Origin of the sequence: uncultured Desulfovibrio sp., from assembly GCF_944324525.1 — a bacterium.
In the GTDB taxonomy this organism is placed as follows: Bacteria; Desulfobacterota; Desulfovibrionia; order Desulfovibrionales; family Desulfovibrionaceae; genus Desulfovibrio.
This window is the reverse complement of record NZ_CALUWS010000017.1, coordinates 1-12364: the sequence shown is the minus strand read 5'-3', so window position 1 is coordinate 12364 and position 12364 is coordinate 1. Positions and strand designations below refer to the sequence as shown.

The window sequence follows — 12364 nt, the reverse complement described above, 5'->3', positions numbered from 1 at the left end:
TACTTGTAGCGTTGTCTTATATGTAGCATACGTGCTCTGCTTAGGGAATATGCAAAATTTTTCTTGCCATCAGATATATCTTTGACATAAGCTCTTTTCAAAGAAGGCTGAGGCCACTATTTTTGTATGGCGGGTGTCCGGGCTCTGCCCGGAAGAATTGGAAAGTTCGGTGCAAATCCGACGCTGGCCCGCAACCGTGAAAGGGGACGATCCCGCATCATGCCACTGTGACCGCCGTCACGGGAAGGCGCGGAGGAGGATGATCCTTGAGCCGGGAAGCCAGCCCGCCATTGCCCAACCCGGAAGGCGCTCCGCGCATCCGGCTTGTCCACGAGGTCTGGACAGGAGGTTATCATGTCGTTTTTCCCCTATTCAGCGGCTGGGAGCGACCACCCGTCTCTTCGGGATCGCGTCTACCAGCATCTTGCCGCGGTTCTGCAATCCCGTCCCCTGCATCAGGCCGTCTGCCTTGATCAGGACGCCATCTGTCAGGAACTCCGTATCAGCCGTACCCCCCTGCGGGATGCCCTGCTGCGCCTTGAGCAGGAGGGCATGCTCGAGATACGCCCGCGCCGCGGGGTCTTCCTGCGCCCCGTCAGCAGGGCGGAGCTGGCCGAGATCTGCCGCCTCCTCGGCCTGCTGGAGGCCGACGCCCTGGAGAGCGCCTTCCCGCTGCGGCACGACGTCATGCTCCCGGCCCTGGAGAGCAGCCTGCAGGAGCAACGCCATTTCGCGCAGGCACAGGACACGGCCGGTTTTCGCCGGGCGGAGAGGATGTTCCACAAAACGCTCCAGGAGACGTCCCGCAAGACATGGCGGGATGCCCTGACGGATCCTTTGTACCGCCGTCTCGACGTCCTGCCGTGCAGCCGGGATGTCGCCCTGCATCGCTGCACGTCCGTGCTGGCCGTGCATGAGCGCATCCTTGATTCCCTGTTGCGCGGCAACGTGGCGGCAGCCGCCAGCATCCTGCGCTACGAATACTGGGTCCCTGAATCGTTTGGCGCCGTCTTTGCCGGCCATGCCGGCGACGTGCGGCCTGCTTCCCAGCTTCCCGAGCCCACGGCCGCATAAGCCCGCGGCGGCCCGTCATTTTCACGAGCAGTACGCAAACATGGTATGCGTTGCAACGTGCTCTTCCCCCCATTGGCATCCAGGGGCAGCCGGATGCCAATGGGGGGAAGCCTTTTTGGAAGGTGGAAGACTCCGCGTCAGAGGCGCAGCCCGGCCGGCGGCACGTCGCCGTTCTGGGCCACGGCACGCATGATGTCGTCCATGATGATCATGTCGCGCATGCCGACGCCCTGCTGCCGGGCCTCGGCAAAGGTCCGCGCCGTACGTCGTCGTCCCCCACGGCCGCGGCAAGGTGCACGCAGGGCATGAGCAGGCGGGCATCCTGCCGGGCGAGTTCCCGGAAGGGCGGCAGCGCGTCGGCAAGCAGCGTGCGCGCCTCCTCCCCGCTGGAAAAGGACAGCCACAGGCCCATCACGGGCAGATGCAGCGCCCGGTAGCGCCCCGCATGCGGACGGCGTTCGTCCGCGTGCCGCAGCAGGGACTGCCCGATGGCCACGGCGGCGGCCGCAAGGGCCGTTCCCTGCCCGGCCGCCACACGCCGGGAAACGCCGTCCAGGATGGCGGCTCCCTGCTCCACGTTCCCTCGCTGCAGCCGCATGATCGCGGCGACGGCATGCTGCAGCGGCGGGGCCGACGCGTCAGGCAGACGGTCTTCCGGCAAGAGATCCGAAAAATTGAGAATGCCCGGCAAAAGCGGCATGGCGGGCGCGGCAAGCTCCAGGCAATGCCCTACCGCGGCGCGCAGCCCGGCCGCCAGATCGGGATGGTCGCCCTGGCAACGCTGCAGCGCATGCGCCGCCCACACGGCAGCCAGCGGATCGCGCGGATCGGCCCGGCGGCAATGTTGCAAAAAGGCGACGCTCCAGGCGGCGGGCATGCAGGCAAGGGCATGCTGCAGGCGAAAGATCATGGCATCCCGCGTTATGGGGCGGGTATAGTCGGCCCAGGAGCGCAGACCGGCGCGCAGGATGGCGAGGCATACCCGCGGATCCGCTCCGCGCAGCGTATCATGCCACTGCTGGACGGCAGACACGTTTTCGGGATGCCACTGGGAAAAGGGACGCCGCAGCAGGCGCAGCCACTCCCGGCATGTCGTGTAGGGACTGTCGCCCTTGTCGAGCACGATGGCGTCGGCCGCGGGCGGCTCGCCGCGCAGGATGCGCTGCACGGCATCGCACACATAGGGGATCGCCCGGCCGAAATTGAGGCTCTCCCTGTCGCGCAGGGCCCGGATGGCCCGCCGCATGTCCCCGTCGTCCGCCATCGCCTGCCGCATGGCCGCGATGGCCGCCTCCGGCGTGGAGGCTTTCCAGAAAACCTCTTCCCGCCGGCCGGAACGGCATCCCCATCCGGCTGAAAAAGCACGGCGGGCCGCAGCGTCGTGAAGGAATAGTTGCGCCAGACGCTGGAGTAGTCCGTCAGCAGCGCATCCGTCCGCAGCAGGCTGTCCAGTCCGTCGCTGCCGCAGTCCACGAGAAGGCGTTTTTCCAGCTTGCGGAAATGCTCGCGCACGAGCCGCACCTGCGGGGCGTCACGCTGGCTTTCCAGCGGCCGCAGGATGAACTCCCAGCCGGGGAATTCGCTGAAAAAGCGTTCGATGAGCTCGATCCAGAGCTCGCCCAGCGCTTCCGCCCTGATGCCGCGCGGCAGCTTCCAGTGCGGAAAAAAGCTGACCCGCCTGTAGGGCGCGGGCCCCAGACGGCGGGCGGAGGCGCAGAGCAGATCGTTCTTGAGATAGCCGGCCGGCAGCAGCGTAAGTGTCCTGCCCGCACAGTGCTTGCAGAAATTGGGGAAGGCGCCGTAGTCGAAGGGCGCGGCATCGCGTGTGGGGATGACCGGATAATCCGCCCAGTAGGAAAGCCGGTTCGGCATCCGCTCCGAAGGCGCATGCGGCAGGATCATGGTCTTGCCGCGAAAATCCGCGGGCTTGGACGTAAGGGTCAGCGTATTGGCGATGAGCAGGTCGGGGAAGGCGCTTTCCGCGAAGACATGCGGATTTTCCACCCGGAACAGCCCCTCGCGGCTTGCCGGGGGCAGCTGGCGGATCTGCCGGGGGAGCTGCTCCTTGCAGGTCAGAAAAAAGACGGTCCGCACGCCGCGCCGCTCCAGCGCCTCCCGCAGGAGCAGCAGCAACGCCGTATTGTCGTTGACAAGGGTCGTGGCCACAGCCCCACGACAGGCCCCTGCCCTGCCCCGCACAGGGCGTCCAGATCCTGCCGGGAATCGATCAGCGGAATGTCAGACGCTTTCATGACAAGCCCTTTTTGCCGAACGCCGGAGCGCCCCGGCGCGCAGAGCCTGTCCGGCCGCACCGCCACCGGCGGCACTCGGCGGCATGGCGTTTTTTCGATGGTCCTGACGCCGCCCCGGATGCGCGCCTGCCGCATGCCGGGGAGCTTGCGCGGCAGCGGAGAAAACCGGCCCCTCCGCCCGGCGGGGCCGGAACCGGTCTTCTCCGTGCCGTTCACGCACGGCCGGATGACAGACAAGGCGCCCGCCCGGCTAATTTTCCAGAAAGACCCAGTGCAGCAGCCGCTTGTGCACCCGCAGGCGGTTCTCCGCCTGCAACAGCAACAGCGAACGCGGACTGAGCGCCAGCCCGCTTTCCACGCCGATGGCGCGTATGGGCTGCGAGCCCAGCAGCACATGCGCTCCCGGGGCCGCCTTTTCCATGAGCTTTTCCGTGATGCGCCAGTGCGGCTCATCATGGACGTCCAGCTCGCTGCGGCAGCCGGCAAACAGATAGTCCACCCCTCCGGCCGCCTCTTCCGGCGTTTCCACGATATCCACCTTGACGCCGTAGCGGGCCGCGGCCCGCAGCACAGGCTCCCTGTCATTGCGCGGCGGCAGGGCGACCTGGAGACTGTAGGGGAAATACTGCATGCCCTCGATGAGGGAGAAAAGCGTGCCGTTGGTGCAGCCTATCCAGCCGACCCGCACTCCCGAAAGATTATCCTTGGAATACTTGAGCATGCAGGCGATGTCCGCCAGCGCATGCGCCGGATGCCCGTCCGGGCTGCCGGCATTGATGACCGGGAACTCCACCTCCACTTCCCGCTTTTCCCAGATGCGGGCGGGGAAGCCGTAGAGGTACATGCAGTCCACATAATAGTTGATGACGCCCATGAGCTGATGCTGATGCTGGTCCAGCTCTTCGCGCCACTCGCCGACGGTCCCCTGATAAAGGGTGGAACCGCCCATCTGCCGCACGGCGGCCGTGATGCAAAGCCGCTCCGGCAGGGATTCCTGCGCAAAGAGCAGCATGGCCATGCGCTCCGTCATGAAATCGGTATGTGAGCGGGCGTCCGGGATGCCGCGCGCCTGTTGCACCAGCAGCCAGCTTCCCGACTCTCCCAGATCCTGCAAGCTCAGAACATGTCGTGCCATAACACTCACCTCCATCGGAGTTGGCGACTCTTTACCATAGCAATGCCCGAGCATGCTGTCCAGTAACGAAAAAGATCCCGCTATTCCGCCTCCGTGTTCCGCCGGATTTCCCCGCACAGGGCGCACTTGTCGGCCAGGTCAAATCCTTATATAATACTAGGTCATTTTATTGCGGAGGAAGTATGCGCGCATTCATCTTCGACCTTGACGGCACCCTGCTGGATACCCTGCTGGACATCGGCCATGCCTGCAATGCCATGCTGGCGGCCCACGGCTACCCCGTGCATCAGCCGGAAGCCTACCGGCGGATGGTGGGCAACGGTTTCGGCAAACTGGTGCGGCGCGCCCTGCCCGCCGATGCGCTGGAGCGCCTGAGAGCGCAGGAGCCCGACGAGCGGGCCGTGGAGGCCCTGGTGGACGAGACCCGCACCGTGTACGCCGCCCATCTCAATGACGCCACCCGCCCGTATGAAGGCATGCCCGAAGCTCTGCGGGAACTGGCCGGACGCGGCATGGCGCTGGCCGTTTTTTCCAACAAGCCGGACGAATATACCCGCATCCTCATCGAAGCGCACTTCCCCGGCGTCTTTTCCGTGGTGCGCGGCGCTCGCCCGGACACCCCGCTCAAGCCGGACCCCGCCGGGGCCTTTGCCGTGGCGGCGGACCTCGGCACGGCCCCCGCACAGTGTTTTTATGTCGGAGACAGTGATGTGGACATGCTCACGGCCCGGCATGCCGGCATGGCCGGCGTCGGCGTGGCCTGGGGCTTCCGGGGACTGGAGGAAGTGCGCGCCGCCGGCGCCGCCCGCCTTGTCCGGCATCCTTCCGAACTGCCTTCCCTGCTTGCAAACTGATGGAGAGACGACGCATGCAACGCCCTATCATCGAGATCGACGAAGAAAAATGCGACGGCTGCGGCCAGTGCGTCCTGGACTGCGCTGAAGGCGCTCTGGCCGTCATCGACGGCAAGGCCCGCCTGATCAGCGATGTCTTTTGCGACGGGCTCGGGGCCTGCCTCAACTGCCCGCGCGGCGCGCTGCGCATCGTGACCCGCGAGGCCCCGGCCTTTGACGAGGAGGCCGCGCTTGCCGCCAAGGCCGCCCGGGAAGGACGGCCCGCCGGGACGGCCGGCGGGCACGGCTGCCCCGGCAGCGCCCCGCGCCGGCTGACGCCCCTCCTGTCCGAGCCGGGCGCGCTGGCCGCCCCCGCCGCGTCCCCGGATTCTCCCCTTGCCCATACGGCCACCTGGCCGCTGCAGCTGCGGCTGGTGACGCCGTCCGCCCCCTATCTGCGCGGGGCGCGCCTGCTGCTGGCCGCCCACTGCGCGGGATTCTGCCTGCCGGATCTGCACAGGGACTGGCTGCCGGGCCGCGTGGCGCTCATCGCCTGCCCCAAGCTGGACGACAGCGGCGAGTACCTGCGGAAGCTGACCGATATCCTGGCCGTCAGCGCCGTTCAGGACATCACCGTACTGCGCATGAGCGTCCCCTGCTGCGGCGGCCTGGATGCTCTGGCGCAAAAGGCCATGGCGGCCGCGGGCGTGCAGGTTCCCCTGCATAGCCATACGGTGCGTCTGGGCTAGTTCCCGCGGACGACTTGACAAAACATAGTTGATGACTATGTTTTGAAGGAAAGCACACATAACCAACGAGATTCCCATGCCCATCCAGATTCCTGCCGATCTTCCCGCCCGCCTTGCCCTGGAGAACGAAAACATTTTCGTCATGACCGAAGAGCGTGCCGAAAGCCAGGACATCCGTCCGCTGGAGATCGCCATCGTCAACCTGATGCCCACCAAGATCGCCACCGAGACGCAGCTCCTGCGGCTGCTGGGCAATTCGCCGCTGCAGGTGAACATCACCCTGCTGCGTACGGCGCAGCACGAATCCAAGAACACGCCCCTCATCCATCTGGAACGGTTTTACCGGACGTTTGACGAGATACGCCACCGCCGCTTCGACGGCATGGTGGTAACGGGCGCGCCGGTGGAGCATCTGCCCTTCGAGGCCGTGGACTACTGGCAGGAACTGCTGGAGATCATGCAGTACGCCGCGGACAACGTCTATTCCACGCTCTACATCTGCTGGGCGGCGCAGGCGGCGCTTTATCATTTTTACGGCGTGCCCAAGTACGATCTGCCGTCCAAGCGATTCGGCGTGTTTCGCCATCAGGTGCGGCAGACCTCCTGCCGCCTCTTCCGTGGCTTCGACGACGACTTCCCCGCGCCGCATTCCCGCCATACGGAAGTGCGCAGCGAAGACGTCCGCAAGATCCCCGATCTGCGCATCCTGGCCGAATCGGACGAGGCGGGGCTGACGCTGGTGGAGCGGGTGGACCATACGCAGGTCTTCATGACCGGCCACCTGGAATATGACCGCGGCACGCTGGATGCCGAATACCGGCGCGACCGCCTGCGCGGCATGGATACCCCGCCCCCGCTGCACTATTACCCGGACGAGGACCCGGACAGACTGCCGGTCATGACCTGGCGGGCCCATGCCCACCTCTTCTACAGCAACTGGCTCAACTACTACGTCTATCAGGGCACTCCCTTTGACTTCACCCGGGAAATCCCGAAGCAGGCCTAGAGGAGAACGACATGCGATTTTCCACCCGCACCCGCTACGGTCTGCGCTTCCTGCTGCGGCTTGCCCAGCAGCCTGACGGTTCTCTGGTACAGCTGGGGCAGGTCGCGCAGGAGGAAAACATTTCGTCAGGCTATCTGGAACAGATCGTGCGCGCCCTCAAGCCGCTCGACATCCTCTTTGCCGTACGCGGGTTGGGCGGAGGCTACCGGCTGGCCCGACCGGCTTCCCGCATCAATCTGGAAGAGGTGTTCGCCCGGCTGGAAGGCGAGATCTCGCCTGTTTCCTGCCTGTCGGGAGGCAAGCACTGCGAGCGGCAGGATACCTGCACCTCGCGGCAGTTCTGGCATGAACTGGATGAACATGTGAGGACCTTCCTGCGCAAGCGTACGCTGCAGGACATCCTCGACGCCGAAAAAACTGCCTAGCGCGTTTTGCCGGCGCAAAAGGCGAAACGCAAGGCGGCACAGCGCCGCCCGGCCCAACGTGAGCGGAAGGCCGCGTTTTTTTCCGCGAAACGACAGGCCAAACTGAAAATGCTCTAACGTTCGGAGGATATATCCATGTGGAACTATACCGACGCCGTCCATGATCACTTCCTGCATCCCCGCAATGCCGGCCCTCTGGCCGACGCCAACGCCATCGGCGAAGTGGGCAGCCTGGCCTGCGGCGACGCGCTCAAGCTCTATCTGCGCATCAACGACAAGGGCATCATCGAGGATGCCGGTTTTGAGACCTTCGGCTGTGCCAGCGCCATAGCGTCCAGCTCCGTGCTGACGGAACTGGTCAAGGGCATGCATGTGGACGAGGCCATCAAGCTGACCAACAAGGACATCGCCAACGCCCTCGGCGGCCTGCCCAAGGAAAAGATGCACTGCTCCGTCATGGGAGCCGAAGCCCTGGAGGCCGCCATCCGCCAGTGGAAGGGAGAACCCGCCGTGCCCCACGCCCATGAGGAGGGCAAGCTCATCTGCAAGTGCTTCGGCGTGACCGACGCTCAGATCCTGCGCGCCATCCGGGAAAACGGCCTCAAGACCGTGGAGGAGATCACCAATTACACCAAGGCCGGCGGCGCCTGCGGCGACTGCCTCGACCAGATCGCGGAGATCCTTGCCGACGAACTGCGCAGCCCCCGCCTTGTGGAGATCGCTCCCAAGCCCCGCCTGACCAACGTGCAGCGCATGCAGCGCGTCATGAAGGTCATCGACGAGGAGATCCGCCCCCAGCTCGAAGCCGACGGCGGCACCATCGAGCTGGTGGATGTGGACGGCAAGCGGGTGCTGGTCAGTCTGGGCGGCCGCTGCGCCCAGTGCCGGGCCAGTGCCGTCACCCTGCATGACCTTGTGCAGCGCACCCTGCGCGAACAGGTGGAAGACGACATCACGGTGGAGGAGGCCTAGCCATGAAGACCATCTATCTTGACAACAACGCCACGACCGCCGTGGCTCCCGAAGTGCGGGACGCCATGCTGCCCTATCTGGGCGAATTCTACGGCAATCCCTCCTCCATGCACAGCTTCGGCGGTCAGGTGGCCGGCGCCGTGGATGAGGCCCGGCAGCGCGTGGCCCGCCTGCTGGGCGCGCAGCCCGAGGAGATCATCTTCACCTCTTGCGGTTCGGAAAGCGACAATACCGCCTTCTGGAGCGCCCTGCAGACCCAGCCCGAAAAACGCCGCATCATCACCACCCGGGTGGAGCATCCGGCCATCCTCAATGTGGCCCAGTACTGGGAGCGGCAGGGTTACCACGTCACCTACCTTCCCGTGGACGACAAGTGCCGGCTCGACCTTGACGCCTACGCCGAGGCCCTGCGGGAAGATACCGCGCTGGTGAGCGTCATGTGCGCCAACAACGAGGTGGGGACCATCTATCCCGTGGAAAAGATGGCCCGCATGGCGGCGGAAAAGGGCGTGCTTTTCCATACCGACGCCGTACAGGCCGTGGGCAAGGCGCCGCTGAACCTGGGAGAATCCGCCATCGGCATGCTCTCCCTCTCCGGGCACAAGCTGCATGCCCCCAAGGGTATCGGCGTCCTCTACGTCCGCAAGGGCGTCCGCTTCCGTCCCCTGCTGCGCGGCGGGCATCAGGAACACGGCCGCCGCGCCGGAACGGAGAACGTCCCCTACATCATCGGCCTCGGCATGGCCGCGCATCTGGCCAGCGAGCACATGGAGCAGGAGCGTACCGGCGTCGCCCGACTGCGGGACAAGCTGGAGCAGGGCCTGCTGGCGGCCATCCCGGACTGCCGCGTCAACGGCGATACGGAGAACCGCCTGCCCAATACCAGCAACATTGCCTTCAAGAACGTGGAAGGCGAGGCCATCCTGCTCATGCTGGACCGGCTGGGCATCTGCGCCAGCTCCGGATCGGCCTGCACGTCCGGCAGCCTTGAGCCTTCGCATGTGCTGCGGGCCATGGGCGTGCCCTTCACCTTCGCTCACGGCTCGGTGCGCTTCTCCCTTTCGCGCTACACCACGGAAGAGGAAGTGGACTTCACGGTGCAGCATCTGCCGTCCGCCATCGAGACCCTGCGCAAGATCTCGCCCTTCAAGGGATAGGGGTGCTGTGCCGTAGTGGTTTATTGGGGGGGAAGGGAGCCCCTTCCCCCCAAGCCCCCCCATCCCTTCCCCAGCGTGCTTTTAGTGCGTTTGCTGTGAAAACGGCGAAACGCGAAGCGGCGGCACGGCGCCGTCCGGCCCAAACCAAGCGGGATGACCGTTTTTTTTCCGCGAAACGACAGATCGTATGGTTTGTAACGTGAAGCGTGCAAGCGAAGAATGCTTGAGAGGGAGGGACTGCGAATGAGGCCAACGTCCTCCCGCTCGAAACGCTTTGCCCAATTTGTGTTGTAACAACCGGCCCGCGCACGGCTCCCCCTGTCGTGAGGGACGGCTGACGCCGCCAGCCGACAGGACGCTCGCGGGCCTCTGCCACACGAGGACACCATGAAACAATGTATGGACGCCGAAAAGCTGCATCGCCGCATCGGCAAGCTCATCGGGCAACTCAAGGCCATCGACCAGATGATCGACCGGGATGTCCCCTGCGAGGACGTGCTCATGCAGATCAACGCCGTCAAGGGCGCCCTGCACAAAGTCGGCCAGATCATCCTTGAGGGACATCTGCAGCATTGCGTGCGTGACGGCATCGAGCATGGCGACGCCGAAGCGACCATTGCCGCTTTTGCCAAGGCTATCGATCATTTTTCCCGCCGCAGCTGACCCCCTCCTTTTTTTCGCTCGCGCTTGACTACCCATACCCCTATAGGTATAGTTCCTCCCGAATGAACTTGATTTTCAATTCTCTGCAAGGAGGACATCATGCTGACAGAGGTACGGCAATGGCTACGGGAGGAGCCACGGCAGGCGGCGGCGCTGGGCGCATCCGCATTGGCGCTGGCATTGAGTTTCCTGGACGTGCGCATCGGCTGGCTGGACCCGGCCTGGCTGGCGGTCTTGCTCTGCGGCGTACCCATCCTCCGGGAAGGGGCCGAAGGGCTTTTCACCCGCTTCGACATCCGGGCGGACGTGCTGGTGTCGCTGGCGTTGGTGGCCTCCGTCATCATCGGGGAGATCTTTGCCGCGGGCGAAGTAGCCTTCATCATGCAGCTGGGTGCGCTATTGGAGGAGCGCACGGTGGCGCGGGCGCGGGCCGGCATCGAGCGGCTCGTGCATCTCACCCCCCGCACGGCACGACGGTTGGCGGCGGACGGTACGGAAAACGTCATCCCCGCCGAAGCTGTCCAGGCGGGAGACACCTTGCGAGTTCTCCCCGGCGAGACCGTACCGGTGGACGGCGTCATCCTTGCCGGACAGACGTCCATCGACCAGTCGGTCATGACCGGCGAATCCCTGCCGGTGGACAAAGGCCCCGGCGATGAGGTCAGCAGCGGCACGGTCAACCAGTTCGGCGCGTTCGACATGCGCGCCGTCAAGGTCGGCGAGGACAGCGCCCTACAGCGCATGATCCGCCTCGTGCAGTCCGCTGATGCGGGCAAGGCCCGCATCGTGCGTCTGGCTGACCGCTGGGCCACCTGGATCGTGCTGACGGCCCTGCTGGCGGCGGCAGGCACCTGGATCGTCAGCGGCGAAGTGCTGCGGGCCGTGACCATCCTGGTGGTCTTTTGTCCCTGCGCGCTGGTGCTGGCCACGCCCACGGCCATCATGGCCGCCATCGGCAACGCCACCCGGCACGGGATGCTCGTCAAGGAAGGGGACGCGCTGGAACGGCTGGCCCGTGTACGCACCGTGGCCTTCGACAAAACCGGTACGCTCACCTTCGGCACGCCCGGCGTGGCCCGGGTGTACAGCGCCCTGCCCGACCTGGCCCCTGAGGGATTGCTGCGTCTGACCGCTGCGGCGGAACAACGCTCCGAGCATCCGCTCGGCAAGGCCATCGTGCGGCACTTTCGGGCAACGGGCGGAAAGGCCGCGCCGGTGGAAGATTTTCGCATGCTGCCCGGGCGTGGCGTAAGCGCTCGCTGCGACGGCAGGCAGGTGCTGGCGGGCAATGCCGCTCTACTGGCCGAGCAGGGCATCTCCCTACCGCCAGAGCTGGAAAAGGAAGCGCAGGCTGCCCAGCAGCAGGGGCAATCCCTCGTCTATGTGGCGCTGGACGGCAAGGCGGCCGGTCTGGTGGCGCTGGCCGACCAGCTGCGTCCCACGGCGGCGCAGACCCTTGCCGGACTCCGGCGCTGCGGCGTGGAGACCGTGTTGCTGACCGGCGACAGCGACGCCGCCGCCCAGAGCGTGGCCCGTCAGCTCCCTCTGGCGGATGTGCGCGCCCACTGCCTGCCCGAAGACAAACTGCACTGGATACGACGGCAGGAAGCGCAGGGACGGCCCGTCTGCATGATCGGCGACGGCGTCAACGACGCGCCGGCCCTCAAGACGGCGTTCGTGGGGGTGGCCATGGGCGGCGCGGGCAGCGATATTGCCGTGGATGCCGCGGACATGGCGCTGGTGCAGGACGATATCCGCGAGCTGCCGCACATCTTCGCCCTCGCCCGCCGCATGATGCGCACCATCACCTGCAATCTTGGCTTTTCCCTGCTGCTCAACTTTGCGGCCATCTTTCTGGCGATGGGGGGACTGCTCTCCCCTGTGAGCGGAGCGCTGGTGCATAATGCCGGGTCGGTGCTGGTCATCGTCAATTCCGCCCTGCTCCTGCATTGGCAGGCACGGGATAGGCGCTGAAGGCGTTGTTTTTTCTTTCTTACTTCCGTCGCGGGATGGCGGCTGTTGCCCGGCATCCGGGCTTGGTCGCCTGCGCGGCGGGTATATTTTTCTTTTCCTGTCGCTGGCTGGCGGCTTCAGCCCG

12 protein-coding genes and 1 riboswitch are annotated in these 12364 nt (G+C 65.5%); of the genes, 9 read left to right on the top strand and 3 right to left on the bottom strand.

The window, feature by feature from the left end; all coding sequences use genetic code 11:
- Positions 1-114: 114 nt before the first annotated feature.
- Positions 115-303: riboswitch (cobalamin riboswitch) on the top strand.
- A 51-nt stretch (positions 304-354) separates the two neighbouring features.
- Positions 355-1074 (top strand): GntR family transcriptional regulator, encoded by a 720-nt coding sequence (locus Q0K12_RS06050; RefSeq protein WP_297261025.1) that lies wholly within the window; start codon positions 355-357, stop codon positions 1072-1074.
- A 208-nt stretch (positions 1075-1282) separates the two neighbouring features.
- Here Q0K12_RS06050 and Q0K12_RS06045 read toward each other — a convergent pair whose 3' ends face one another.
- The 3 genes from Q0K12_RS06045 to Q0K12_RS06035 all read right to left on the bottom strand — a co-directional run bounded on the left by Q0K12_RS06045 (position 1283) and on the right by Q0K12_RS06035 (position 4461).
- Positions 1283-1984 (bottom strand): hypothetical protein, encoded by a 702-nt coding sequence (locus tag Q0K12_RS06045; protein ID WP_297261023.1) that lies wholly within the window; start codon positions 1982-1984, stop codon positions 1283-1285.
- An 11-nt stretch (positions 1985-1995) separates the two neighbouring features.
- On the bottom strand, positions 1996-3240 hold the full coding sequence (locus tag Q0K12_RS06040; protein ID WP_297261021.1) for a hypothetical protein: 1245 nt from the start codon (positions 3238-3240) through the stop codon (positions 1996-1998).
- Positions 3241-3576: 336 nt separating this feature from the next.
- Positions 3577-4461 carry an ornithine carbamoyltransferase gene (locus Q0K12_RS06035; protein WP_297261019.1) on the bottom strand — a complete coding sequence of 295 codons (885 nt, stop codon included), beginning with the start codon at positions 4459-4461 and terminating at the stop codon, positions 3577-3579.
- 182 nt (positions 4462-4643) lie between these two features.
- Between Q0K12_RS06035 and Q0K12_RS06030 the strand changes: the two genes are divergently transcribed.
- From Q0K12_RS06030 to Q0K12_RS05995, 8 genes are all read left to right on the top strand, one after another.
- Positions 4644-5315 carry an HAD family hydrolase gene (locus Q0K12_RS06030; protein WP_297261017.1) on the top strand — a complete coding sequence of 224 codons (672 nt, stop codon included), beginning with the start codon at positions 4644-4646 and terminating at the stop codon, positions 5313-5315.
- 14 nt (positions 5316-5329) lie between these two features.
- Entirely contained in the window at positions 5330-6043 is a 714-nt protein-coding gene (locus Q0K12_RS06025; RefSeq protein ID WP_297261014.1) for a ferredoxin, read from the top strand.
- A 76-nt stretch (positions 6044-6119) separates the two neighbouring features.
- Positions 6120-7049 carry a homoserine O-succinyltransferase gene (gene metA, locus Q0K12_RS06020; RefSeq protein ID WP_297261012.1) on the top strand — a complete coding sequence of 310 codons (930 nt, stop codon included), beginning with the start codon at positions 6120-6122 and terminating at the stop codon, positions 7047-7049.
- 11 nt (positions 7050-7060) lie between these two features.
- The gene (locus Q0K12_RS06015; RefSeq protein ID WP_297261010.1) at positions 7061-7474 is read left to right on the top strand and encodes an Rrf2 family transcriptional regulator; all 414 of its coding nucleotides are present in this window, start codon (positions 7061-7063) and stop codon (positions 7472-7474) included.
- 135 nt (positions 7475-7609) lie between these two features.
- Entirely contained in the window at positions 7610-8446 is an 837-nt protein-coding gene (gene nifU, locus Q0K12_RS06010; protein ID WP_297261008.1) for a Fe-S cluster assembly protein NifU, read from the top strand.
- A gap of 2 nt (positions 8447-8448) precedes the next feature.
- Positions 8449-9603, top strand: a complete 1155-nt coding sequence (gene nifS, locus Q0K12_RS06005) for a cysteine desulfurase NifS (RefSeq protein WP_297261006.1) — start codon at positions 8449-8451, stop codon at positions 9601-9603.
- A gap of 387 nt (positions 9604-9990) precedes the next feature.
- Complete coding sequence (locus Q0K12_RS06000; protein ID WP_297261003.1) at positions 9991-10266, top strand: metal-sensing transcriptional repressor; 276 nt, start codon at positions 9991-9993, stop codon at positions 10264-10266.
- 99 nt (positions 10267-10365) lie between these two features.
- The gene (locus tag Q0K12_RS05995) at positions 10366-12240 is read left to right on the top strand and encodes a cation-translocating P-type ATPase (protein ID WP_297261001.1); all 1875 of its coding nucleotides are present in this window, start codon (positions 10366-10368) and stop codon (positions 12238-12240) included.
- Positions 12241-12364: the final 124 nt, after the last annotated feature.